Here is a 24302-nt window from a genome sequence, read left to right as displayed (position 1 = left end):
GGGACAGAGACGATGATCGAGAATCTTGGGCCTCAGCTTTGGGTGGTGCTGCCGGAGCTGCTGCTGGCCTTGGGGGCCATGGCGCTGTTGATGCTGGGCGCGTTTCGCGGGCAGGGGACGACGGGGATCGTCACCGGCCTTGCGGTCGTGCTGCTGATCGTGGTCGGCGTCCTCGTGCTGAGGCAGCCGGCCGGGCAGGCATTCGGCGGCAGCTTCATCGCCGACAGCTATGCGCGCTTCCTGAAGGTCCTGGCGATCATCGGCTCGATCGGCACGCTGGTGATGTCGGCGGAGTTTCTCTCCAAGCCGGACCGCCGCATCTTCGAATACGCGATCCTGGTGCTGCTCTCGACCTTGGGCATGCTGGTGCTGATCTCGGCCGGCGACCTGATCGCGCTCTATCTCGGCCTCGAGCTGATGTCGCTCGCGCTCTACGTCGTCGCCGCCAGCCATCGCGACAACGTCAAGTCGACGGAAGCCGGCCTGAAGTACTTCGTGCTCGGCGCGCTGTCGTCGGGCATGCTGCTCTACGGCGCCTCGCTGGTCTATGGCTTCACCGGCACGGTGAGCTTTGCCGGGATCGCGGCGGCGACCAAGACCGGCAGCGTCGGCGTGATCTTCGGCCTCGTCTTCCTGTTCGCCGGCATGTGCTTCAAGGTTTCGGCGGTGCCGTTCCACATGTGGACGCCGGACGTCTATGAAGGTGCGCCGACCCCGGTCACCGCGTTCTTCGCCTCCGCGCCGAAGGTCGCGGCGATCGCCGTGTTCGCCCGCGTCGCGCTGACGGCATTCCCGGGCATCACCTTCCAGTGGCAGCAGATCATCGTGTTCGTGTCGATCGCCTCGATGGCGCTCGGCTCGTTCGCCGCGATCGGCCAGACCAACATCAAGCGCCTGATGGCCTATTCGTCGATCGGCCACATGGGCTTCGCGCTGGTCGGCCTCGCCGCCGGCACGGTCGAAGGCGCACAGGGCGTGCTGACCTACATCGCGATCTACGTGGCGATGACGCTCGGCTCCTTCGCGGTGATCATGGCGATCAAGCGCAACGGCCAGTCGTTCGAAAAGATCAGCGATTTCGCCGGTCTCTCGCGCACCAATCCGCTGCTCGCCTTCTTCTTCGCGATGCTGCTGTTCTCGCTGGCCGGCGTCCCGCCGCTCGCGGGCTTCTTCGCCAAATGGTACGTCTTCGTCGCGGCGATCAAGGGCGGGCTGTTCACCCTGTCCGTGATCGGCGTGCTCACCAGCGTGGTCGGCGCCTACTACTACCTGCTGATCGTCAAGACGATGTATTTCGACGAGCCGCTGCCGAGCGTCGATCCGGTCCGCATCGAGCTGCGCACCGTGCTTGCGATCTCCGGCGTCTTCAACATCCTGTTCTTCGCCTATCCCGGCCCGCTGGTCAGCGCCGCCGCGGCCGCGGCGAAGTCGCTGTTCTAGATGACGTTTACGCTCGGAGCCCGTGCCGCTGCCAGCGGTTACGGGCTCGTCGTCTTCGACCAGGCCGGCTCGACCAATATCGAGGCCCTCTCCGTTGCGCGGCAGGGCGCCAAGCCGAGTTGGTTCGTCACGACGGAACAGACGGCCGGGCGAGGTCGGCGCCAGCGGCCATGGATTGCGCCGCGCGGCAATCTGGCGTCCTCCGTCCTCGAACTGCTGAACGTCGCGCCCGCCGTTGCGGCCACGCTCGGCTTTGCCGCCTGCCTGGCGATCTCGAGCGCCCTGCGGCAGGTCAGCCGGGAGGCCGTGCTGCGCTCCGGCGGCAGTTCGAACCTCGATTTCTCCGTGAAATGGCCCAATGACGTGCTCGCTGGCGGCCGCAAGATCGTCGGCATGCTGCTCGAAGCGGAGCAGGTAGCCGGCGGCCTGGCCGTCGTGGCCGGCATCGGAACCAACGTGGTGGCCGCACCAACCGATACCCCGACACCGGCGGTCTCGCTGCGGGACCTCGGCGTCGAGGTTAGCGCCGAGGATCTGTTCACCGCTCTGTCCGATTGCTGGGTCGAATATTTCGGCATCTGGAACGCCGGGCGTGGCTTCGGCGATATCCGAAAGCTGTGGCTGGAGCGGGCGGCAGGCCTCGGCCAGCCCGTCGCCATCAGGTCCGGGCATGCTATCATCGAGGGGATTTTCGACACGATCGATGAACAGGGTTGTATGCTGGTGCGGACCGCGGAGGGACGATTGGAGCCGATCACGGCCGGTGATGTTCATTTCGGCTCGGTCGCATCCAAAGGAGCGGTCTAGATGGCGCGTCCCGACGAACTGACATTTGCGCCGCTCGGCGGCGTGGGCGAGATCGGCATGAACCTGTCGATCTACGGCCTCGGCAATCGCCACCAGCGCTCCTGGCTCGCGATCGATCTCGGCGTCTCCTTCGGCGACGAGGAGCATCTGCCGGGCATCGACCTGATCATGCCCGATGTGAGCTTCCTGGAGAAGGAGGGCAAGAACCTCGTCGGCTTGGTGCTGACGCACGCCCATGAGGACCATTTCGGCGCGATCATCGATCTCTGGCCGCGGCTGAAATGCCCGATCTACGCGACCAAGTTCAGCGCCGCGCTGTTCGAGGCGAAGTGCGAGGCCGAGCGGCTGCCGGCCAAGATCCCCGTCAAGGTGATCCCGTCAGGCGGCCGCGTTGATATCGGCCCCTTCAACGTCGAGTTCATTCCGGTCGCGCATTCGATTCCGGAATCGCACGCGCTGGCGATCCATACCGAGGTCGGCACCGTCCTGCACACCGGCGACTGGAAGATCGATCCGACGCCTGTGCTGGGCGCGCCGACGGACGAGAAGCGGCTGCGCGAGCTCGGCGATGCCGGGCTGCTCGCGCTGATCGGCGACTCCACCAATGCCGTGCGCGAAGGGCGCTCGCCGTCCGAGGCGGAGGTCGCCAAGACGATCGCCAAGCTGGTCAAGGAAGCCAAAGGCCGCGTCGCCGTCACCACCTTCGCCTCCAACGTCGCGCGCATTCGCGCCGTCGCTGATGCCGCGCGCGAGGCCGAGCGCGAGGTCGTCATCGTCGGCCGCGCGATGGAGCGCGTCGTCCAGGTCGCGCGCGAGACCGGCTATCTCGACGGCGTGCAGAATTTCCGCGGCATGGATCTGTACGGTCACTTTCCGCCGGACAAGGTGCTGGCGTTGTGCACCGGCAGCCAGGGCGAGGCGCGCGCGGCGCTGGCGCGCATCGCGAACGACGATCATCCGCTGGTCACCCTGAACAAGGGCGATACCGTGATCTTTTCCTCGCGCACCATCCCCGGCAATGAGAAGGCCGTGGGCGCTGTCATCAACGGGCTGGTGCAGCAGGGCATCGAGATCATCACCGACCGCGACCATCTGGTGCACGTGTCAGGCCATCCGCGCCGCGACGAGCTGCGCGACATGATCGCCTGGACGCGGCCGCAGCTTTTGATCCCCGTCCATGGCGAGGCGCTGCACCTGCACGAGCACGCGCGTCTCGCGCGCGCCTGCGGCGTGCCCAAGGTGATCACCTGCCGCAATGGCGATCTCGTGAAGCTCGGCCCCGGCGACCCCGGCATCATCGATGAGCTGCCGTCGGGGCGGCTCTACAAGGACGGCACCATCCTCGAGGATTCGAAGTCGCGCGCCGTCGTCGAGCGCCGCAAGATGAGCTTCGCCGGCTGCATCTTTGTGGCGCTGGCCGTCACCGAGAAGGGCGAGCTGGTCGACGATCCCGAGGTCGACATGGTCGGCATCCCCGAGAAGACGACGGCCGGCGAGCCGATGGACGACATCGTGTTTGATGCCGTGGTCTCGACCTTCGAAGGCCTGCCCCGGGCGCGCCGGCGTGACCCGGATGCGGCAGCCGAGTCGGTGCGGCGTGCGGTTCGCTCGGCTGTGAACGAGCAGTGGGGCAAGAAGCCGATCTGTCTGGTGCACGTCTTGGAAGTGTGAGTGCTGGAAGTGTAGCTGCTGGACGTCTGACGCGCGCCGATCGAACGACAAACAAGAAGTGGAGGATGCAATGCTGGGCCGGCTGAACCACGTGGCGATCGCGGTCAAGGACGCGGAAAAGGCGGCGAAGATCTATGGCGCGGCATTCGGCGCGGAGATCTCGGCGCCGCTGCCGCTGCCGGATCACGGCGTCATCACCGTGTTTGTGACCTTGCCCAACACCAAGATCGAGTTCATCCAGCCGCTCGGCGAGGCCTCGCCGATCGCGAAGTTTCTGGAGCGCAATGCCGATGGCGGCATCCACCATGTCTGCTACGAGGTGCCCGACATCATCGCCTCGCGCGACACGTTGATCAAGGAAGGCGCCCGCGTGCTCGGCGACGGGCTGCCGCGCATCGGCGCCCACGGCAAGCCGGTGCTGTTCCTGCATCCGAAGGATTTCTCCGGCGCGCTCGTCGAGATCGAGCAGGCCTGAGGCTCGGCACGATCATGGTCTATACGATCTCAACCTGGCTCGCGATCTACTTCGTGTTGTGGTGGGTCACGCTGTTCGTCACCTTGCCGTTCGGCGTGCGCAGCCAGCACGAGACCGGCGGTGCCTTGCCGGGCACTGATCCCGGCGCACCGACGATCAGCCTGATGGGCCGCCGCCTGATCTGGACGACATTTCTGTCGGCCGTGATCTTCGGCCTCGCGCTGGCAGCCTATCAGGCTGGCTATCTCAGCATCGAGCGGCTGTCCAAGCTGATGGGGCTGCCGTTCTAAAGCATGATCCGGAAAAGTGCGCAGCGGTTTTCCGAAAAGATCATGCGCAAACAATAACCTACAGCGCGATGACGATTCATCCTGATCTCATCGCGATTTAGCCTGCTTGCGTCGCACAACATCTCGACAAAGCCGATGCGCGGACGCGCGTCGGCTTTTTTGCTATAGGAGGTGACAACAAGATCGACAGGGAGGTCGCGCGTGACGACATCGGCCGCAGCCGGGCAGGGGACGCCGCCGGGCTATCGCATTCTCAATGAAACGGATCTTCGCAGCACGCTCGCGGCGACGCCGGCGGTCGCGGCGCAACTGGGCGGACCGGCCGAGTGTTGGGAGATCACCGAGGTCGGCGACGGCAATCTCAATCTCGTCTTCATCGTCAAGGGATCGACCGGCGGTCTCGCGGTAAAGCAGGCGCTGCCTTATGTGCGCCTGGTCGGCGAGAGCTGGCCGCTGCCGCTGTCACGCGCCCATTATGAGCATCTGGCGCTGACCCATCAGAACCGCCTCGCGCCCGGCCTGGTGCCGGCGATCGTGCACCATGATCCGGCGCTGGCGCTGACCGCCATGGAGCTGCTCGAGCCGCATATCATCATGCGCAAGGGCCTGGTCGCCGGCACGATCTATCCGGGCTTCGTCGAGAACATCACGACCTTCATGGCGCGGACGCTGTTCTTCTCATCCGACCTCGCGCTGTCGGCCGCTGCGAAGAAGGAGGCGATCGCAAGCTTTGCCGGCAATCATGCGCTGTGCAAGATCACCGAGGACCTGATCTTCACCGATCCCTATCGCATCGCCGAGCAGAACCGCTGGACCGCGCCATGGCTCGACGCGACCGCAGCCGACATCCGCGCCGATCTCGATTTGCATGTCGCGGTCTCCCGGCTGAAGCTCAAATTCCTGTCGAGCGCCGAGGCGCTGATCCATGGCGACCTGCACACCGGATCGATCATGGTGACGGAGACCGAAACCAAGGTGATCGATCCCGAATTCGCCTTCTACGGTCCGATGGGCTTCGACGTCGGCGCCGTCCTGGCCAATCTGCTGATGGCCTATTTCGCTTCCGCCGGGCATGAGCGGTCGCAAGGCGACCGGGAGGCGTTCGAGAGCTGGGTGCTCGGCACCGTCGATCAGGTGTGGAGCGGATTCGCGCACAAGTTCCTGACGCTGTGGCGCAGCGATGCGACCGGCGATGCCTATCCGCTGTCGCTGTTTCCCGGCGAGGCGGGCGCCGCGCGGCTGGAAGCGGAACGTCAGGCCTATATGGCGAGGCTGTTCCAGGACGCCGTCGGCTTCACGGCGGCGAAGATCATCCGCCGCATCCTTGGCCTCGCGCACAACATCGATTTCGAGTTGATCGAAGACACAAGGCGGCGCGCGACCTGCGAGGCGCGGGCGCTACGCCTGGCGCGCACGCTGATGGTCGAGACGGCGTCGTTCACAACCATCGCCGCGGTGACCAAGGCCGCCCGCGAGCTGCGGCATTGGCAGCCGCAGTTTTGAACGGTCCTTGTTAGTCCAGAGAGAGTACGGCTCCCTCGGCCCTGACGTCCCGGACGCCGCGCTCGCTCGAGCCATGAGCGACAGGGGGCCGCCCATCCCGCCCAGGGATCAGCGGCCTCTGCCTTTCGGCGAGGGGCGGAATCAAATACCGTTCGGCCGATCTGCAATTTCAGGTGGCGCAATGGCTGGCCGCAAGGATCAGAAGGCTCAGGATCGAAACACGGCCGGCCAGGCGCCGGGCGGCGATCTGGCCCAACTGCACGAGACCGCGGTCCAGCACATGCGCGCAGGCCGGACGCTCGATGCGCAGCTCTGTTGCCAGCAGCTGCTGGCGCAGGATCCCGGTCATGCCGACACGCTGCATCTGATGGGGGTGTTGTGCCTTCAGAGCCAGCAGCTCGACCATGCCGTGGAGTGGCTCGCCAACGCGCTCAGGCGCGAGCCCAAGCCGCTCTATCTCACCACGCTCGGCACGGTGCTGCTGCAGCAGGGGCGCGGCGCAGAGGCGCTCAAGGCCTTCGAGAAAGCCGTCGAGCTCGAGGCCGGCAACGCTGAGCGATGGCACAATCTGGGTCTGGTGCTCGCCCAGCTCGGGCGCAACGACGACGCCATTCTCAGCTTCCAGCATGCGCTCAAGCTCAATCCCGGCTATTTGGACGCTGCACAGAACGCCGCGATCCTCTCGCATCAGGCCGCACGTTTCGAGGATGCGCTCGTCCATCTCGATCTGTGCATCAGCCTGCAACCCGGCAACACGCGGACACTGAGCCTGCGCGCGACGGCACAGATGAATCTCGCGCGCTATTCGGAGGCCCTCCGCGACCTCGAAACGCTTCGTTTGCTCGATCCGACCAATGCCGATGTCTGCAATCAGATGGGAAATTGCCTGTCGGCGCTTGGCCGCCATGGCGACGCCTTGCTCGCTTACGACATGGCATTCGCCCTCGGCGACAAGCATGCGCTGAAGAACAAGGCGATCGCGCTCGAGCAGCTCGGCCGCTACGACGAGGCGCTGGCCGGCTATCGCCGCGCGGTTGCCGATGACCCCAATGATGCCGGTGCCGCCTGGAATCTCGCGCTCCTTCATCTGCTGACCGGCAATTTCGAAGCGGGCTGGGCGGGGCGAGAGGCGGCGCGGTGGCGAATTCCTGTCCTCGTCGATGGCTATCCCAAGCTGTCGGGCCCGCTCTGGCAAGGTGCCGAGCCGATCGACGGCAAGACCGTCCTGGTCTGCCCGGATGAAGGCCTCGGCGATGTCATCCAGTTCGCCCGCTACGTCCCGATGCTGGCGGCACGCGGCGCGCGGGTGATCCTGCTGGTCCAGGACGAATTGCAGCCGCTGCTGTCGCGGCTCCCCGGCGTCGCGCAGTGCATTCCGAAATCGGCTGCGATGGTGCCGCCTTATGACTTTCATTGCCCCCTGACCAGCCTGCCGCTGGTGTTCCAGACCCGCCTTGACTCCATCCCCGCCGAAACCGCCTATCTTCCGGCGCCGCCGCCGGATCGCGTCGCGGCGTGGGACCAGCGCCTGGGGCCGCATGATCGCTTGCGGGTCGGGCTCGTCTGGTCGGGCAATCCCCGGCACCCGCGCGACCGCGCGCGCTCGATGCCGTTCCGGACGATCGCCGGCCTGCTCGATGCAGATGCGACCTTCATCAGCCTGCAGAAGGACCCGCGCGCCGAGGATCGGCCGGCGCTGCGCGAGCGCGCGGAGGTGATCGACCTGACGGCTGATCTCACCGACTTCGTCGAGACGGCGGCGCTCGTCTCGAGCCTCGATCTCGTCATCACCGTCGACACCAGCGTCGCGCATCTCGCGGCCGCGCTCGGGCGTCCGATCTGGATCCTGTTGCCCTATGTGCCGGACTATCGCTGGCTGCTCGACCGTGACGACAGCCCATGGTATTCGACCATGCGCCTGTTCCGGCAGGACGAGCGCCGTGACTACGCCGCGGTCATCGGGCGGGTCCGCGCCGCGCTGCAGGACGCGATCAGCCTTCGGAAGGAGCCCGGCTGAGCTGCGCACCGTCCCGCCTTGGCGCCCGGATTGCTGACCGCGGTTGGCGGTGTATAAGTCGGCCCCCGTCTGCGGCTGCCGTAGGCGCCCCTCCGATGGCAGGCCATGCTTCCAACCGACAGCACGACATCCGACGAGGCCGTCGCGCCGCAGGCTCCGCGCCGCGGCGCGGTCGCGTTCATTTTCGTCACCATCCTGCTCGACATGCTCGCGCTCGGCCTGATCATGCCGATCCTGCCGAAGCTGATCGAGAGCTTCGTCGGCAACGACACCGCGCAGGCGGCGCGCATCTTCGGCCTGTTCGGCACCGCCTGGGCGCTGATGCAGTTCGTGTTCTCGCCGGTGCTCGGCAGCCTGTCGGACCGGTTTGGGCGGCGCCCGGTGATCCTGCTGTCGAATTTCGGCCTCGCCGCGGACTACGTGCTGATGGCGCTGGCGCCGTCGCTCGCCTGGCTGTTCGTCGGCCGGCTGATCTCCGGCGTCACCTCGGCCAGCATCTCGACAGCGTTTGCCTACATCGCCGACCTGACGCCGCCGGAGCGGCGCGCCGCGATCTTCGGACGGATCGGGGCCGCATTCGGCGCCGGCTTCGTGCTCGGTCCTGCGACCGGCGGTCTCCTCGGCGACATCGATCCGCGGCTGCCGTTCTGGGCGGCCGCGGGCTTGAGCTTCGCCAATGCGCTTTACGGCCTCCTTGTGCTGCCGGAATCCTTGCCATCAGAGCGTCGCAGCCCGTTCCGCTGGCGGTCGGCGAATCCGCTGGGCGCGCTGCGCTTGTTGCGTTCGGACCGGACGCTCGCGGGGCTGTCGCTCGTCAACTTCATCACCCAGCTCGCCCATGTCGTGCTGCCCTCGACCTTCGTGCTGTACGCGACCTATCGTTATGGCTGGGACACCCGCACGGTCGGCCTGACGCTCGCGATCGTCGGCGTCTGCGCGATGGTGGTGCAGGGCGGCGCGGTTGGCTTCATCGTACGCTCGCTCGGCGAGCGCGGTGCACTGATGCTGGGGCTCTGTTCGGGCACGCTGGGCTTCCTGATCTTCGGCCTCGCCCCGACCGGTCCGTTGAGCTGGACGGGCATTCCGGCGATGGCGCTGTGGGGCGTGTCGGGGGCGGCGATCCAGGCGCTGATGACGCGGCTGGTGCCGCCGGACCGGCAGGGCCAGCTGCAGGGCGCGACGTCGAGCGTGCAGAGCATGGCTCAGCTCGCGGGGCCCTTCCTGTTCACGCTGACCTTCGCCTATTTCATCGGCGCGACGGCGCCGCTGCATCTGCCCGGCGCGCCGTTCCTGCTGGTCTCGGCGCTGCTGATCATGGCGCTGGTGATTGCGGTGCGGACGCTGCGTGCGGGCAAAGAAAAACCCTCATCCTGAACGGATGAGGGTCTCCCTTGGAGGTCGAGACGGCGCGGCGCGCGCCTCGTCTGAGATTGAAGCTGTTACTTCTTCACCAGCGGACACTCGCTGGCCTCGAGCGGCTTGGCGGCATCCTCGGCCGGGATGGTCGCGATCAGCTTGTAGTAGTCCCAGGGATATTTGGACTCGTCCGGCTTCTTGACCTCGAACAGATAGGCCGGGATCAGGCGGCGGCCGTCGGCGCGCAGCGGGCCCTTGCCGAACAGCGGATCGTCGGTCGGGATCTCCTTCATCTTGGCCACGACCTTGGCGCCGTCATGCGGATTGCCGCCGAGCGCTTCCAGCGCCTTCAGGTAATGCAGCGTGCCGGCGTAGTTGCCCGCCACGGTCATCGAGGGCATCGTGCCCTTCGGCGACAGCTTCTGGAACCGCTTCGACCATTCGCGGGTCTTGTCGTTGAGATCCCAATAGAACGATTCCGTGAAGGTCAGGCCCTGCGCGACCTTCAGTCCGAGCGCATGCACGTCGTTGACGAACAACAAGAGCGCGGCGAGCTTCTGGCCGCCCTGGACGATGCCGAACTCGGAGGCCTGCTTGATCGCGTTGGTGGTGTCGCCGCCGGCATTGGCAAGGCCGATGACCTTGGATTTCGACGACTGCGCCTGCAGCAGGAAGGACGAGAAGTCGGCGGTGTTGAGCGGATGCTTCACCGAGCCCAGCACCTTGCCGCCATTGGCGGTGACCACGGCCGAGGTGTCGCGCTCCAGCGCCTGGCCGAACGCGTAGTCGGCGGTCAGGAAGAACCAGCTGTCGCCGCCCGCCTTGGTCAGCGCCTTGCCGGTGCCGTTGGCGAGCATGTAGGTGTCGTAAGTGAAGGAGATGGTGTTGGCGTTGCAAGCCTTGCCGGTCAGGTCGGCGGTGGCGGCGCCGGAGTTGAGCAGGATGGAGTTCTTCTCCTTGACCAGGTTGGAGACGGCCAGCGCCACGCCGGAGTTCGGCGTGTCCATGATCACGTCGACCTTCTGAGTGTCGATCCACTGCCGGCCGATATTGACGCCGATGTCGGGCTTGTTCTGGTGATCGCCGCTGATGACCTCGATGGTCCAGCCCTTCGCCTTCATGCCGGAATCTTCGACCGCCATGTTGATCGCAGCCACCGAATTCGGGCCGCCGATGTCGGCATAGAGGCTCGACATGTCGTTGAGCACGCCGATCTTGACGACCTTGTCGTCGGCAAAGGCGGAGCCGGCAAAGCTGAGCGTGGTGGCTGCAAGCAGCGCGGCCATCCGCCGCGCATGAGACGTCGTCATCAAAGTCCTCCCTGGTATCGTGTCGCGGCGGGGCATCTTGGGCGCCCCTTGGCCGTCTGCCATCCTGATTAGCCGGTCTTGTGAGTTGCGGCAATGCGCCAAAAGGGGGGAGGGGAGCCCAAGCTTTGGGCTGATGGCGCGAGCGTTAACGCAGCGCGTCCGAGGTCAGCCGGAATTTCTGGATGCGCTTTCCGGTGTCGACCTCGGCGGTATAAACGTTGCCCTGCTTGTCCACGGCCATGGCATGGACCCAGTGGAATTGGCCGGCATTGCGGCCATTGTGGCCGAAGCTCCCGACCACCTGGCCGTCGGCGCGGCGGATGATCCGGATCTCATTGTTCTCGCCGTCGGCGGACAACAAATAAGTCTGCTTCGGATCGGGCCAGATCGCGATGTCCCACACCGCGCCATTGCCGAGCGTATTCTTCTCGAAGAACCATTCGGTGACGAACGTGCCGTCCTTCTTGAACACCTGGATGCGGTCGTTGATGCGGTCGCAGACATAGACGAGGCCGTCGTCGGCGATCTTCACGCAATGCACGGGATTGCCGAACTGCTGCGACACCGGCGCCTTCGGATCATAGGCCGCCTGCTTGGCATCGTCAGGCACATGGCCATAGGCGCCCCAATGACGCTTGTAGGCCAGCGTCGTCGCATCGAACACGATGACGCGGCGGTTGCCATAGCCGTCGGCGACGTAGATCTCGTTCGCGTCCTTGTCGATCGCGGTCTCCGCCGGCTTGCCGAGCTGCGTGGTGTCGTTGGAGCCCTTGCTCGGCGCGATCGATCCGATCTGCGCGACGAACTTGCCGTCGAGGGTGAATTTCAGGATGGCGTTATCATTGTCGGCATTGCCGCCGATCCAGACGAAGCCGCGCTCATCGACCTCGATGCCATGCTCGCGCCCGACCCATTCGTAGCCCGGGCCCGGGCCGCCCCAGGCGCGCAGCAGATTGCCTTCCGTGTCGAACTCCAGCACCGGCGGCGCCGGGATGCAGCATTTCGAGCGCGGCGGAGTGAGGGCGGCACCCTTCTCGTCGTCGGTCAGCGAGCGCGGGCGATGGATGACCCAAACGTGGCCTTGGGCATCGACGGTGATGCCGCCGACCTGGCCGAGGATCCAGTTGTTGGGCAGCTGCTTCGGCCAGGACGGCTCGACGGCGAAGGCCGGGATGTCGGCGGCGCTGACCATGCGCGGCAGCAGGAGGGCGATGGCAGCGATCGCGAACAAGAGGGCTGCCTGGGCGCGACCAGTCGCGCGTCCGCGTTGTGCTCGCGTCATGGCATCCTCCCGATCGCCTGCTGCGGTCAATCCGCTTGGTTGGATGCAGTCAATCGCGGGCGGGGAGGGGTGTCAATCGCAGCTGACGCGATCCGCTCAGACCGCCGTCGGCTCGGCGGGGGCTGTAGCCGGTGGCGGCGCCGCTGCGGACGGCCGGAGAAAGCGCGTCAGCATGAGCCGCAGATGCTCGCTGCTACGCTTGAGGTCGACGCAGGGATTGCGGATCGGCAGCGCGCGTGCGCCATCGACGATGACCAACAGGATGTTCGCGGTCGCTTCGGGATCGAGGCCGGCATCGACCTCGCCGCGGCGCTGCGCCTTGATGAGGAAGTCGACCAGCAGGGCCCGCATCGCGCGACCCTGCGCGTGGACGATGGGGGCGAAGCCGGGATTGCGGCAGGCCTCCGCCAGCGCCTCGGTGCTGAGGACCTGGGCCTGCGGCTGGTGGATGCTGGTGCTCTCGAGCTCCTGCACCAGCGCCTCGATCACATCCGGCGCCGCGAGGATCGCCTCGAGCCGGCCGGCGGCATGGCTGAGGTTGCGCTCGACCAGCGCCTGGATCATCGCCTCCTTGCTGCGGAAGTAGTGATAGAGGTGGCCGGGGCTGATCTTGGCTTCGGCGCAGATGTCGGTGGTGCTGGCGCCGTGAAAGCCGTCTTTGACGAAGCACGCCAGCGCCGCCTGGAGAATCTCCAGCCGCTTCTGCTCGTGCTTGACCGGATCGACCTTCCTCATCGCGCCAGATCTCGTCTGCCCAAATCTCGCCTCATTCTAGAAGGTGAGCCAACTGATTGTAATATAAAATAATATTTTACGCCGCTCTCATCTAGAGAATTTGATCTAGTTTACATGGACAGGCCTCAAAGCCCGTGAGATAAGCTAGAGTGAGTTATCTATCAATGAGTCTCCGCGGTATGGTGCCTTTTGCTCCGCTCCAGTGGACAGCGCTGGCTTCGCTGGCCATCAGCACCGCCGGCTGCGCCACCGCGCCGCTGGAGCGCGCCGGCTCGCTGAGGAGCTACGACCGTCTCGCCGACGCCAACGGCCTGGTGACGCGCGCTCAGATCAAGGCCAACAAAAAGGAGCTGCTCGAGGCCAAGACGGTCCGGGTCGAGCCGACCGCCTTTTCGCCTCGTGCCGACGTCGCCTTCGACGAGACGGAGCGCAAGCTGGTGGCCAACGCCATCAGCCGCGAAATGTGCCTGCGGTTGAGCGAGCGCTTCCAAGTGGTAGCGCCGGGCGAGGAGGCCGACCTGATCATCAAGGCGACCGTCACCCATGCGACGGCGACCAATGCGACCGCCTCAGCGGCCTCGCAGGCCGCCTCGATCGCCAAGACCGTGGCCCTGCCGGGCGTTCCCGTGCCGGTGCCGCGGCTGCCGGTCGGGCTCGGCACGTTGTCGGTCGAGGCGGAGGCCCGCGACTTCGCCGGCTTCCAGAAGGCCGCGATGGTGTGGGCGCGCGCCGCCAACTCGGTGTCCACGGCCCGGATGGCCAATGACGGCGATGCCTACGACCTCGCTTCGGAGTTCGGTGCCGATTTTGCCAAGCTTGTGTCGACCGGCGAGTCGCCGTTTTCAGGCGTCGCCTCGTTCGCCTCGCTGCCGTCCGTTTCCAGCGTGCCGGCCAAGCTCGGCGGCGCCCCTAAATATGCCGCATGTGAGCAGTTTGGTCGCTTCCCGGGCCTGAAGGGATTCGTCGGCGCCGGCCTCGGCCTGCCGCCGGGCTGGACTGACAAGGGCGCCGAGGAGGCCAAGGGGCAGCCTAAGCCTGTGGCCCCGCAATCGGCGCCGGAGGTCGCGAGCATGGAGCTGCAGCCGTCGCGATGATGCCCGCCGCCAGCTTCCGGACCGTTGCCCTGCGTGTCGCAATCGTGCTCGCCGCGTCGTTGCAGCTTGCCGCCTGCGCGGCGATCATGCCGCGTAATGCGCCGTCCGAGCTGGCAGCGCTCAGCGCCGAGCCGGTCGGCTTTCGCGACGTGCGCTATTGGGGCGACGAGCCGTCGCCGCGCATGACGGAAGCATCGATGCAGCGCGCATCGGCCGAAATGGCCGTGTCGCGCCCGCTGAACTTCCTGGCGATCTCCGGCGGCGCGGAGAACGGCGCGTTCGGCGCCGGTCTCTTGGCCGGCTGGGGCGAGGCCGGCAATCGGCCGAGCTTCGACATGGTGACGGGCGTCAGCTCCGGCGCGCTGATCGCGCCGTTCGTCTTCCTGGGCCGCGCCCATGATGAGCGGCTGCGCGAGATCTTCACCGCCTATGAGCGCAAGGACATCTTCACGGTCAACATTCCCGGCCTGCTGCAGGGCTCGGCGCTGGCCGACAACACGCCGCTGTCGCGCCTGATCGAGAAATATGTCGACCGCGACTTCCTGCGCGACGTCGCCCGCGAGAGCGCGAGGGGCAGGGTGCTGCTGGTCGGCACCACCAATCTCGATGCGCAGCGTCCGGTGCTGTGGGACATGGGCCGCATCGCCGCCGCCGACACGCCCGAGGCAATCGATCTCTTCCGGCAGGTGCTGCTGGCCTCCGCCACCGTGCCCGGCGCCTTCGCGCCCGTGCGCATCAAGGTGCGGATCGGCGACAAGGATTTCGACGAGCTGCATGTCGATGGCGGCGTGACCCGGCAGGTGTTCATCGGTCCGTCGGTGCTGCGCCTCGTCTCCGGCCGCGGCCCGCGCAGGAGCGTGAGCGGCGCGCATCTCTACGTCATCCGCAACGCCCGCATCGATCCGCAATTCGAGAGCGTCGGCGCCGACGTGCTCTCGGTGACGCAGCGCTCGCTGGCGACGCTGGTCAAGAACCAGGGCATCGGCGACATCTACCGCATCTACTCGGTGGCGAAATTCAATGGCATCGACTTCAACCTCGCCAGCGTGCCGGCCGATTTCCAGGCCAAGGCCGATGGCCCGTTCGACCGCAGCTACATGACCGCTCTGTTCGATCGCGGCTTTGACATGGGACGGCGCGGCTATCCCTGGGTGAAGGCCCTGCCGGGCCTGCAGTCCAACGAGCATGGCATCACGGCGCAGATCCCTGCGCGCACCATGGCGGCGGCGGTGCGATGACCTCATCACTGTCGACGTGTCGTTCCGGCGTAAGAGCCTCGGTGCGCGCGGCGCTGGCCTGCGGGACCTTGCTGATGATGCTGCCGCTCGGCGGCTGCGCCACCTCGAGCACGCCTGCGCCGGAGACGGACGGGCAGTTTCACAACACCTACAACTATCTGCCCGTCAACGACGTGCCGCACGACGATCAGCGGCCGGTGCTGTCGGTGGAGCAGCAGGAGAAGCTGCGCAAGGAGCTGATGACCGTCCGCGATCGCCAATTGCCGCCAGCCGTGAAGGGAACGCCAGCGAAGCCTGCACAGAGTCCTGCTCCGAAGTAGGTCGCGGTGCCGATCAGCCACGACGTCTGTCAGTTACAAACGTGTTGATGGCGCATGCATGAGGCGGGAAGTACCGACCACGTCCTCCGCCGTCGTCCCGGCGAACGCCGGGACCCATACCGCGTGATGTGTGTGATGATAGACAATCTGCATTGCGATCATCCGCCACAACGACCGCCGGTGGTTATGGGTCCCGGCGTTCGCCGGGACGACGGCGGTAGGTGTCGCTAGTAGCTGGGCGGGCAACACCTTCGTCCTCAGCATCGCCTGACCAGCATCCACCAGGATCAGACCAATTGACCGAGCCCACCCCGCCGATACTCTCGAAGCGCACCAATCCCGCCAAGGTCCGCAAGGCAGCGCGGCATCCGAAGCGGCCAGGCGTCGGCTGCAAGGCCGAGCCGGGTCGCTTCGTGCCGGTGGTCGACCGCAACAGATGCGAGGCCAAGGGCGATTGCGTCGAGGTCTGCCCCTTCGACGTGTTCGACGTCGTGCCGATCAGCGAGGATGATTTTCGCGCGCTGTCCTTCCTCGGCCGGATGCGCGTCCGCTTCCACGGCATGAAGACGGCCGCCACGCCGAACAGCGACCGCTGCCTCGCCTGCGGCCTGTGCGTCGTGGCCTGTCCGGAGCGCGCCATCGCTCTCGTGGAGGTCGCGGCAGGCAGCGGGAGAGTGAGGTAGCACGTCACCTGACGTGGCCGGCGTCCGTCGCTCTCACGCCGGCGGCTGAAAGCTCTTCAGCGTGCGGGTCTTGTAGTCGTAGAACTTGCCGGTCTCGGTCCAGGACGGCAGGCACATCGGCAGGATAAACTCGGCGGCCTGCTCGGGCGTCTCCAGCGTCATCGGGTCTTCGCCAGGGAACACCGTGGCGCGCATGCGGGTGCGGATCGGGCCGGGGCTGAACAGATTGACGCGGAGCGGCGTGCGCTCGGTCTCGTGCGCCCAGACCCGCGCCAGCGTCTCCAGCGCGGCCTTGGTCGCGGCGTAGGGGCCGAGATAGGCCTGCGCCTTGTGGGCGGCGCCTGACGTGACGAACACGGCACGGCCGGCGTCGGAGGCCTTCAGCAGCGGCTCCATGCAGCGGATCAGCTGGAAGTTGGCGGTGAGGTTGACGGCGACGACGTCGTTCCACGGCTTCAGGTCGATATGGCCGAGCGGCGAGGACGGGCCGGGCACCGCGGCATTGCCGACGAGGATGTCGAGCTTGCCATGGCGCTCATGCAGCGCGGCCCCGAGCCGGGCGATGCCGTCGCTGTCGGTCATGCTCAGCGGCACCAGGGTGGCGCCATTGCCGGTCTCTTTGCGGATCTCGTCGTCGAGCTCCTCCAGCCCGCCTTGGGTGCGGGCGACGGCCACGACATGTGCGCCGGCGCGGGCGAGCGCGCGCGCGGTCGCATGCCCGATGCCGCGCGAGGCGCCGGTGACGAGGGCAATCCGATTGGCGAGGGGAAGGGTGGTCATGGGCGCAAGTCTCAATCTTGGTCGTCCCGGCGAACGCCGGGACCCATACTCTGCGGCGGTTATGAGGGACTTGGCTGGTCGTGGCTAGTCCTGCCTACCGAACGACGTTCGGTGCCTGATGGGTCCCGGCTTTCGCCGGGACGACGGCCAACCTTATGCTGTCATTCCGGGCGAGGCCGCAGGCCTCGAACTATGGTGCGCAATTGCGCACCTGAGAATTTAGAGGTGAGTCGCGCAAGACAACTTCGGAATTCCGGGTTCAATGCTGCGCATCGCCCCCGGAATGACGTCGTGAGGAGAGACCGCCTCAGCTCGCCTCGGCCAGCAACGAGAGCTGGTGCTGGGTCGGCTCGACCAGCGATTGGTCGGTGAGGTTGGTCGGATAGCTGCCGGTGAAGCAGTGGTCGGCGTATTTCGGCGCGGCCGGATCGCGGGCCGGCTCACCCATCGCGCGGTACATGCCGTCGATGGACAGGAAGGCGAGCGAATCCGCGCCGATCAGCTCGCGCATTTCCTCCAGGGAATGCGTGGCCGCCAGAAGGCCGCCGCGGTCCGGCAGGTCGATGCCGTAATAGTCGGGGTAGAGGATCGGCGGCGACGCCAGGCGGAAATGCACCTCGGTGGCGCCGGCGTCGCGCATCATGCGCACGATCTTGCGCGAGGTCGTGCCGCGCACCAGCGAGTCGTCGATCAGGATGATACGCTTGCCTTCGATCGCGGCGCGGTTCGCCGAGTGCTTCATGCGCACGCCGGATTCGCGGATCGCCTGGGTCGGCTGGATGAAGGTGCGGCCGACATAGTGGTTGCGGATGATGCCGAGCTCGAACGGCACGCCGGAATACTGGCTGTAGCCGATCGCCGCCGGCACGCCGGAATCCGGCACGGGAACGACGACGTCCACCTCGGGATGGCTCTCGCGCGCGAGCTGCGCGCCGAACGCCTTGCGCACCTCGTAGACCGAGCGGCCGCCGACCACCGAGTCGGGACGGGCGAAGTAGATGTATTCGAACACGCAGGGACGCGCCGGCTTCGGCGGGAACGGCTTGTGGCTGTGCATGCCGGTCTCGTCGAAGACGACGACTTCGCCCGGCTCGATGTCGCGGATGTAGCGGGCGCCGATCATGTCGAGCGCGCAGGTCTCGGAGGCCAGGATCGGGCAGCCGTCGAGCTCGCCATAGACCAGCGGGCGGATGCCGAGGGGATCGCGGGCGCCGATCAGCTTCTTGTTGGTCAAGCAGACCAGCGAGTAGGCGCCTTCGAGCGCGCGCAGCGCCTCGATGAAGCGGTCGATAAAGTTGCTGCGGCGGGAATGCGCGACCAGATGCAGGATGACCTCGGTGTCGGTGGTCGACTGCATGATCGCGCCGGCGCGCACCAGCTCGCGACGCAGCGACAGGCCGTTGGTGAGGTTGCCGTTGTGACCGACCGCGAAGCCGCCGGCGTTGAGCTCGGCGAACAGCGGCTGCACGTTGCGCAGGATCGTTGCGCCTGTCGTCGCGTAGCGGACATGGCCGACCGCGGCGTTGCCGGGCAGGCGCTCGATCACCTCGCGCCGAGAGAAGGTGTCGCCGACCAGGCCGAGGCGGCGCTCGCTGTGGAAGCGCGTGCCATCGTAGCAGACGATGCCGGCGGCTTCCTGACCACGATGCTGGAGCGCATGCAGGCCGAGTGCGGTGATCGCCGCGGCATCGCTATGCCCATAAATGCCGAACACGCCGCACTCCTCGCGCAGCGTGTCTCCGTCCAGGTCAGGGTCTCTCGTGCAGGCTTGAGGTCCGAAGTCCAGATCCCCGTAGGCATCCGATTGGGCTTCATCGGAATAGGCTTGGCCTGAAGAGGTGTGGCCGGAAGAATCGTGGTGCTGGTCCATCGCGCCTCTCTTCTGGGCTTGGCTCACTTGGCCGCGGGTTTCTCGATCAGCTTCTTCAAGCTGTCGCGGGCAGGCTTGCTGTACCCATCGCCGCCCGCTCCGGGCGACTCGGTGTCAGTCTGGTCTTCGTCCGGCTTGTTCTTCTTGAATTTCTTTAAAATGGTGTTCTCGGGATCATCAGGCAAGAGCGACATCAGCCAATCCCCGGTTCCCTGCAGGACCACACGGGATTTTGCACCAGTAACCCAGTCCGGACGCTGCTTGTCCGGCACCAGCCAGCTGAAGAACAGGAAGGCGACCACGACGATCAGCAGGCCACGGCCCAGTCCGAACAGAAATCCGAGGGTGCGGTCGAGCGCGCCGATCCGCGAATCGAGGATCATGTCGGAGATCTTGACCGTGATGATCGAGACGATCAGCAGCGTGCCGACGAAAGTACCGGCAACGACAACGACGCTCGCGACGGTATCGTTGTTGAAGTAGGTTTTGGCGGTCGGCAGCAGCTTGGAGAATGAATAAAGCGTGACCAGGGCCGCCGCGCCCCAGGCTGCGATCGACAGCACCTCGCGCATGAAGCCGCGGACCATCGCGAGCAGCCCCGAGATCAGCATGACGCCGAGCAGGATGAGATCGAGGATCGTTACGGGCATCGGCTGCTCAGGTCCGCTTCAAGGTCAAGGTTCGCTTCGAATCGACGGAGGACGGCCTTCCCAGGTGCAGGAAAGCAGGGTTCCCCGGCAAGTCCGGTCCGTCACACGATCCCGTGCGGGCCCGGATGCGGCGTTGTATAGCGGCGAGTCACGGGAACGTCACGGTCCGGCTAGCCGTCCTGGCGGCGGAATCTCGCTGGTGTGGCATTTTTTTCGGCATGGCTCGGGGCACGGCGGCCCTGATCGCGCGATTCGCCGTCGTCTCCGCTGTTGCCGTGACGCGCGCGCGGCGTGCCGCGGGCGGCGATGTCTGCAACCAGCGATGTGAGCCCGCCGACGGTGTTGAGGTTGAGCCCGGCATCGCCGCCAGCCTCGCCGCGGGCGCGCTCCGGCAGCACCACGCGCAAAAAGCCGAGCTTGGCGGCCTCCTTCAGCCGCGCCGAGGTCTGCGCCACCGGCCGCACCGCGCCGGACAGCGAGATTTCGCCGAAATAAACCGCGTCGGGCGGCAACGGCGCGTTCACCAAGGATGACACCAGCGCGGCAGCGGCGGCGAGATCGGCCGCGGGCTCGTGGATGCGCAGCCCGCCGGCGACGTTGAGATAGACGTCATGGCCCGACAGCTTGACGCCGCAATGCGCCTCCAGCACCGCCAGCACCATCGACAGCCGGCTCGGATCCCAGCCAACGACGGCGCGGCGCGGCGTGCCGAGCGAGGTCGGTGCCACCAGGGCCTGCATTTCGACCAGCACGGGCCGCGTGCCCTCGATGCCGGCAAACACGGCGGTGCCGGGGCTGCCGAGATCGCGCTCCGACAGGAACAGCTCGGAAGGGTTGGTGACCTCGCGCAGGCCGAGCCCGGTCATTTCGAACACGCCGATCTCGTCGGTCGGGCCGAAGCGGTTCTTCACCGCGCGCAGGATGCGAAACTGCTGCGAGCCTTCGCCCTCGAACGACAGGACAGCGTCGACCATGTGCTCGACGACGCGGGGGCCGGCGATCTGGCCGTCCTTGGTGACGTGGCCGACCAGGATGATGGCGGCGCCGGACTTTTTGGCGAAGCGGATCAGCTTCTGCGCGGAGGCACGCACCTGGGTCACCGTGCCCGGCGCCGATTCGACCGTGTCGGTCCACATCGTCTGGATCGAATCGATCACGATCAGTCGCGGCACCGTGCCTTCGGACAGGGTCGAGATGATATCCTCGACCGAGGTCTCGGCCGCCAGTTGCACCGGGGCATCCGCGAGCCCGAGCCGCTCGGCGCGTAGCCGCACCTGAGCCACGGCCTCCTCGCCCGAAATGTAGACGGCGCGATGGCCGGCCCGCGCCATCATCGCGGTGGTCTGGGTCAGCAGGGTCGACTTGCCGATGCCTGGATCGCCGCCCACCAGGAGAATGGAGCCGCGCACAAAACCGCCGCCGGTGACGCGGTCGAGCTCGGTCATGCCCGAGGACAGTCGCGGCGCGTCGATGCTCTTGCCGGTCAGCGATTCGAGCTGGAAGGTGCGGCCCTTGCGCTTGGAGCGCAGCGACACTGGCGCCGAGGTCGCGCCCGTGGTGTCTTCCTCCGCCAGCGTGTTCCACTCGCCGCAGGCCTCGCATTTGCCCTGCCAGCGCCGAATAGGCCGCGCCGCAATTCTGGCAGACGAAGGAGAGGGCGATCTTGGCCATGGGGAAGAATCGATGCGGTCAGGAGTGAATGGCGTTCCATAACATACTTAGGCCCGCGGCCAGCATGATGCCATCCATCACCAGGCGGAACACGTCCGGCTTCATGTGCAGCACGAAGCGCTTGGCCACGAAGGCGCCGGCCATCAGCGAGCCGCCGGCGATCAGGCCCTTCAGCAGGACGTCCGGCGTCAGCGCGCCGAAGCGCTGGAAGGTGATGGATTTCGAGACGTAGAGGCCGAGCGAGCTCGCGGCCTCGGTGGCGAGGAACGCGCCCTTCGACAGCCCATAGAACAGGAACAGCGGCACGCTGAGCGGCCCGGTCGAGACCACGATGCCGGTCAGAAATCCGATCACCCCACCGCCGAGCGCGAGGTGCCAGAGGTTGGCCTTGATCTCGTGCCGCGCCAGCCAATGCCGCACCGGCACCATCGCCATGAGAAAGAGCCCGATGGTGATGTCGACCGCATGTGACGGCAGGATCAAAAGCGTTCGCGCGCCGAACGCCGCAGCGGGAATGCCCGTGACCGAATAGGCCGCGCAAGCGCGCCAGTCGACCTCGCGCCACCAAGCCAGGATGCGCGACAGGTTCGCCATGACAGCCGCGACCGCCATGATCGGCACGGCCTCCTTGGGTCCGTACTCATAGGCGAGCACCGGCATCAGCATGATCGACGATCCCGTGCCGACGATGCCGGACAGAGTGCCGGCAACGAGGCCGACCGCGAGGACGAACAGGAAGCCCAAGGGTGTCGTCCTCCGCAGGGATGAGGCACGACCTTTCCGCTCGTCATTGCAAGGAGCGAAGCGACGAAGCAATCCAGGGGCGTCACGCATCGCCCTGGATTGCTTCGCTGCGCTCGCAATGACGGAGGAGAGAGCTGCGCCGGTGGTTAACAGCTGGTTCGACCCGACTCGAAATCGCCGATGATTGTGCGTCTGCATCATTAAAAGTTGAAGCGTATTCGTCGCATGTGAGCCGACATCTTTCGAGCGAGACGACGATGCGCAGGAATCATCAGCCGAGACCCACGTCATCCGCGACAGCGTTTCCGTTGTTCGCAGGCGCGATGCTGGCGATGGAGGCTGGCGAGGTGATCTGCCTACGGCTCGAGAAGTTCGTGCGCTGCGATGACGACGCCTCGCACGAAGCGCAACTGATGGTGACAGAGAAGATCGCGGCCGCCTTCGAGGCGGCGGCAAGCCTGTGCTTCGGCGCATCGCCGGCCGATGTCGTCGGTCGCTATCGCGAGCACGTCGCGGCGAACGCGCGGCGGCTGTCAGTCTGAGCTCTCAGCAGCCTGCGCGCCAGTCGCGCGGGCGCAGGCCGAAGCGCTGCTTGAAGCGGCGCGAGAAGTGCGACAGATCCGAAAAGCCCCAGTCGAACGCGATGCGGCCGATGTCATGGCCCGCGCAGGCAGGATCGCGCAGATCGCGCGCCACGCCGTCGAGCCTTCGCGCCATCACGATCTCCGAGAAGCTGGTGCCGGCGCGCGCCAGGAGCTTGTGCACGTAGCGTTCGCTGATCCCGACCGATGCCGCGATGGTTGCCACCGTCAGGCCGGGTTCGCGCAGCCGCTCGTGGATGGCGCGGCGCAGCGCCAAGGTCGTCGCGTCAGCAAACGAAGCCGTCGCATGCGCCTCGCGGCTGCGCGACACGCTCAGCGCGACGAGATCGAGCAGCACGTCGAACAGTGCGGTGGCCTGATCAGGTGCGAGCCGCAGCGCATTGGCGTTGAGCGAGCGCGCGGTCTCGACGATCAGCGCGCCGAGGCAGGGATCGTCGGACAGCCGCGCCGGCGCGACATCCGTCGCTGCCGGCAGCCGGTCGAGCAGCAAAGCGGCGGGGACGCGGAATGAGATGACACCGAGCGACGGGCCGCGGTCGTGCTGCAGCACGAAGGTGCGGTCGCTGTCGAAGATGCCAACCTGTCCGGCGGACAGGCTGACCTCGTGCTCGTCCTGCAGGATGGTGCAACGGCCGGCGAGCTTCAGGTTGAGATAGAAGCAGCGCTGGCCTGAAGCGGCGATGTCGGTGCGCGAGCGGCGCACGATGTGCTCCGGGAAGGTGACGCGGTTGATGGCGCCGCTGCCGAGGCTGACATGCTGCACCTCCGCGGCAAAGCCGCTGCCGCGGGCCGGCTCCGGCGTCAGGTTCATGAACGCCTGGCAGATCGCCTCGCGATAATACGAGAACTGCTCGGCTGGCCGCACCGCCGCCGTATTCCAGCTCCGCTGACGCTCAGCCTCCACGCCCGGCATCGGTTCACTCCGAGACCAATCGGTTCAGTTGCAGCCAAGCGCGGCGACCGCGGTCCGGCCATCCTTCTTGCACCGTCCCTCATCGTGCAAAGGAACATGATCATGTCAACCTATGTCCTGGTCCACGGCGCCTGGCATACCGGCGCCGAGCTCGAGCCGGTCGCCGCGCCGATCCGCGCCGCCGGCCACACCGTGCATCTTCCGACCATCAGCGGCAACCGTCCCGGCGACGCCAAGACCACAGGCCTCGACGAGGCCATCAGCTCGATCGTCGACTACTTCGCCGCGCACGACATCACCGACGCCGTGCTGATGGGCCATTCCTATGGCGGCATGGTCATCACCGGCGTCGCCGATCGCATCCCCGAGCGCATCCGCCGGCTGATCTATTGGAATGCCTTCGTGCCGAATGACGGCGAATGCCTCAACGACATGGTGCCGCCGCACTATGTCGCGCTGTTCGATGCTGTCGCGTCCGAGCGTGGCGATGGCTCGGTGATGCTGCCGTTCCCGATCTGGCGCGAGGCCTTCATCAACGATGCCGATCTCGCCACGGCCACGCGCACCTACGAGATCCTCAATCCGCATCCCAACAAGACCTTCACCGATCCGATCAAGCTGAAGACCAATCCGGCCGAGATGACCATCGCCAAGTCCTACATCAACTGCACCGAGGACACGGCGCTGCCGCACAGCCTGCCATGGCATCCGCGCCTGTCCGGCAAGCTCGGCCTGTTCCGCCTGGTGCAGGTGCCCGGCAGCCACGAGCTGTGCTTCTCCGACCCGGCACGGCTTGCGCAGGCGATCATGGATGCGGGGCGCGACTGATAGGACAGCACTGTTGACCGTCA

The 24302-nt window shown here is 66.4% G+C and carries 23 protein-coding genes and 1 pseudogene; 14 read left to right on the top strand and 10 right to left on the bottom strand.

Going from position 1 to position 24302, the window contains the following annotated elements:
- Positions 1 to 12 precede the first annotated feature (12 nt).
- From nuoN to mtnK, 6 genes are all read left to right on the top strand, one after another.
- Positions 13 to 1440, top strand: a complete 1428-nt coding sequence (gene nuoN, locus ACVILH_RS26855) for an NADH-quinone oxidoreductase subunit NuoN (protein WP_456715579.1) — start codon at positions 13 to 15, stop codon at positions 1438 to 1440.
- Entirely contained in the window at positions 1441 to 2247 is an 807-nt protein-coding gene (locus tag ACVILH_RS26850) for a biotin--[acetyl-CoA-carboxylase] ligase (protein ID WP_456715578.1), read from the top strand. It abuts the gene before it with no gap.
- Positions 2248 to 3918: a ribonuclease J gene (locus ACVILH_RS26845; RefSeq protein ID WP_456715577.1), complete on the top strand. Its 1671-nt coding sequence runs from the start codon at positions 2248 to 2250 to the stop codon at positions 3916 to 3918.
- 70 nt (positions 3919 to 3988) lie between these two features.
- Positions 3989 to 4393: a methylmalonyl-CoA epimerase gene (gene mce / locus ACVILH_RS26840; protein WP_257165739.1), complete on the top strand. Its 405-nt coding sequence runs from the start codon at positions 3989 to 3991 to the stop codon at positions 4391 to 4393.
- 14 nt (positions 4394 to 4407) lie between these two features.
- The gene (locus ACVILH_RS26835; protein ID WP_456715576.1) at positions 4408 to 4683 is read left to right on the top strand and encodes a DUF1467 family protein; all 276 of its coding nucleotides are present in this window, start codon (positions 4408 to 4410) and stop codon (positions 4681 to 4683) included.
- A gap of 201 nt (positions 4684 to 4884) precedes the next feature.
- Positions 4885 to 6186: an S-methyl-5-thioribose kinase gene (gene mtnK / locus ACVILH_RS26830; protein ID WP_456715575.1), complete on the top strand. Its 1302-nt coding sequence runs from the start codon at positions 4885 to 4887 to the stop codon at positions 6184 to 6186.
- A gap of 169 nt (positions 6187 to 6355) precedes the next feature.
- On the opposite strand, the gene ACVILH_RS26825 is transcribed toward mtnK, so the two are convergent.
- Complete coding sequence (locus ACVILH_RS26825; RefSeq protein ID WP_456717170.1) at positions 6356 to 6592, bottom strand: hypothetical protein; 237 nt, start codon at positions 6590 to 6592, stop codon at positions 6356 to 6358.
- Here ACVILH_RS26825 and ACVILH_RS26820 point away from each other — a divergent pair.
- Together ACVILH_RS26820 and ACVILH_RS26815 are read left to right on the top strand one after the other, a co-directional pair.
- A complete protein-coding gene (locus tag ACVILH_RS26820; RefSeq protein WP_456717083.1) occupies positions 6512 to 8203 on the top strand; it encodes a tetratricopeptide repeat protein in 1692 nt (563 codons plus the stop codon). The two genes, ACVILH_RS26825 and ACVILH_RS26820, sit on opposite strands and share 81 nt — an antisense overlap.
- A 105-nt stretch (positions 8204 to 8308) precedes the next feature.
- A complete protein-coding gene (locus tag ACVILH_RS26815) occupies positions 8309 to 9577 on the top strand; it encodes a TCR/Tet family MFS transporter (protein ID WP_456715574.1) in 1269 nt (422 codons plus the stop codon).
- A gap of 65 nt (positions 9578 to 9642) precedes the next feature.
- Here the strand turns inward: ACVILH_RS26815 and ACVILH_RS26810 are convergent, their stop codons facing one another.
- From ACVILH_RS26810 to ACVILH_RS26800, 3 genes are all read right to left on the bottom strand, one after another.
- Positions 9643 to 10869, bottom strand: a complete 1227-nt coding sequence (locus ACVILH_RS26810; RefSeq protein WP_456715573.1) for an ABC transporter substrate-binding protein — start codon at positions 10867 to 10869, stop codon at positions 9643 to 9645.
- Positions 10870 to 11014: 145 nt separating this feature from the next.
- Positions 11015 to 12151, bottom strand: a complete 1137-nt coding sequence (locus tag ACVILH_RS26805; RefSeq protein WP_456715572.1) for a hypothetical protein — start codon at positions 12149 to 12151, stop codon at positions 11015 to 11017.
- Positions 12152 to 12247: 96 nt separating this feature from the next.
- A complete protein-coding gene (locus ACVILH_RS26800; protein ID WP_456715571.1) occupies positions 12248 to 12886 on the bottom strand; it encodes a TetR/AcrR family transcriptional regulator in 639 nt (212 codons plus the stop codon).
- A 179-nt stretch (positions 12887 to 13065) separates the two neighbouring features.
- On the opposite strand from ACVILH_RS26800, the gene ACVILH_RS26795 reads away from it, so the two are divergent.
- The 4 genes from ACVILH_RS26795 to ACVILH_RS26780 all read left to right on the top strand — a co-directional run bounded on the left by ACVILH_RS26795 (position 13066) and on the right by ACVILH_RS26780 (position 16221).
- Positions 13066 to 13980, top strand: coding sequence for a DUF3313 family protein (locus tag ACVILH_RS26795; RefSeq protein ID WP_456715570.1), 915 nt, complete (start codon positions 13066 to 13068; stop codon positions 13978 to 13980).
- On the top strand, positions 13977 to 15218 hold the full coding sequence (locus ACVILH_RS26790; RefSeq protein ID WP_456715569.1) for a patatin-like phospholipase family protein: 1242 nt from the start codon (positions 13977 to 13979) through the stop codon (positions 15216 to 15218). Before ACVILH_RS26795 ends, ACVILH_RS26790 begins: the two co-directional genes overlap by 4 nt.
- Positions 15215 to 15538, top strand: coding sequence for a hypothetical protein (locus ACVILH_RS26785; protein WP_456715568.1), 324 nt, complete (start codon positions 15215 to 15217; stop codon positions 15536 to 15538). Before ACVILH_RS26790 ends, ACVILH_RS26785 begins: the two co-directional genes overlap by 4 nt.
- 296 nt (positions 15539 to 15834) lie before the next feature.
- Positions 15835 to 16221 (top strand): ATP-binding protein, encoded by a 387-nt coding sequence (locus ACVILH_RS26780; protein WP_456715567.1) that lies wholly within the window; start codon positions 15835 to 15837, stop codon positions 16219 to 16221.
- A 33-nt stretch (positions 16222 to 16254) separates the two neighbouring features.
- Here ACVILH_RS26780 and ACVILH_RS26775 read toward each other — a convergent pair whose 3' ends face one another.
- The 5 genes and pseudogenes from ACVILH_RS26775 to ACVILH_RS26755 form a co-directional block, all read right to left on the bottom strand.
- Entirely contained in the window at positions 16255 to 17001 is a 747-nt protein-coding gene (locus ACVILH_RS26775) for an SDR family NAD(P)-dependent oxidoreductase (RefSeq protein ID WP_456715566.1), read from the bottom strand.
- Between the two features lie 307 nt (positions 17002 to 17308).
- Positions 17309 to 18871 (bottom strand): amidophosphoribosyltransferase, encoded by a 1563-nt coding sequence (purF, locus tag ACVILH_RS26770; RefSeq protein WP_456715565.1) that lies wholly within the window; start codon positions 18869 to 18871, stop codon positions 17309 to 17311.
- 23 nt (positions 18872 to 18894) lie between these two features.
- On the bottom strand, positions 18895 to 19521 hold the full coding sequence (locus tag ACVILH_RS26765; protein ID WP_456715564.1) for a CvpA family protein: 627 nt from the start codon (positions 19519 to 19521) through the stop codon (positions 18895 to 18897).
- A 170-nt stretch (positions 19522 to 19691) separates the two neighbouring features.
- Positions 19692 to 21192 (bottom strand): annotated as a pseudogene (gene radA / locus ACVILH_RS26760) (DNA repair protein RadA).
- A gap of 18 nt (positions 21193 to 21210) precedes the next feature.
- A complete protein-coding gene (locus tag ACVILH_RS26755; RefSeq protein ID WP_456715563.1) occupies positions 21211 to 21936 on the bottom strand; it encodes a sulfite exporter TauE/SafE family protein in 726 nt (241 codons plus the stop codon).
- 257 nt (positions 21937 to 22193) lie between these two features.
- Between ACVILH_RS26755 and ACVILH_RS26750 the strand changes: the two genes are divergently transcribed.
- Positions 22194 to 22478, top strand: a complete 285-nt coding sequence (locus tag ACVILH_RS26750; protein ID WP_456715562.1) for a hypothetical protein — start codon at positions 22194 to 22196, stop codon at positions 22476 to 22478.
- A gap of 4 nt (positions 22479 to 22482) precedes the next feature.
- Here ACVILH_RS26750 and ACVILH_RS26745 read toward each other — a convergent pair whose 3' ends face one another.
- The gene (locus ACVILH_RS26745; RefSeq protein WP_456715561.1) at positions 22483 to 23451 is read right to left on the bottom strand and encodes a helix-turn-helix domain-containing protein; all 969 of its coding nucleotides are present in this window, start codon (positions 23449 to 23451) and stop codon (positions 22483 to 22485) included.
- 102 nt (positions 23452 to 23553) lie between these two features.
- On the opposite strand from ACVILH_RS26745, the gene ACVILH_RS26740 reads away from it, so the two are divergent.
- Positions 23554 to 24279, top strand: coding sequence for an alpha/beta fold hydrolase (locus ACVILH_RS26740; RefSeq protein WP_456715560.1), 726 nt, complete (start codon positions 23554 to 23556; stop codon positions 24277 to 24279).
- The last annotated feature ends 23 nt before the right edge of the window (positions 24280 to 24302 follow it).

Source organism: Bradyrhizobium sp. USDA 4353 (assembly GCF_054063215.1).
Note: the sequence above shows the minus strand (reverse complement) of the source record. Positions and strands in the feature narration are given on the sequence as shown.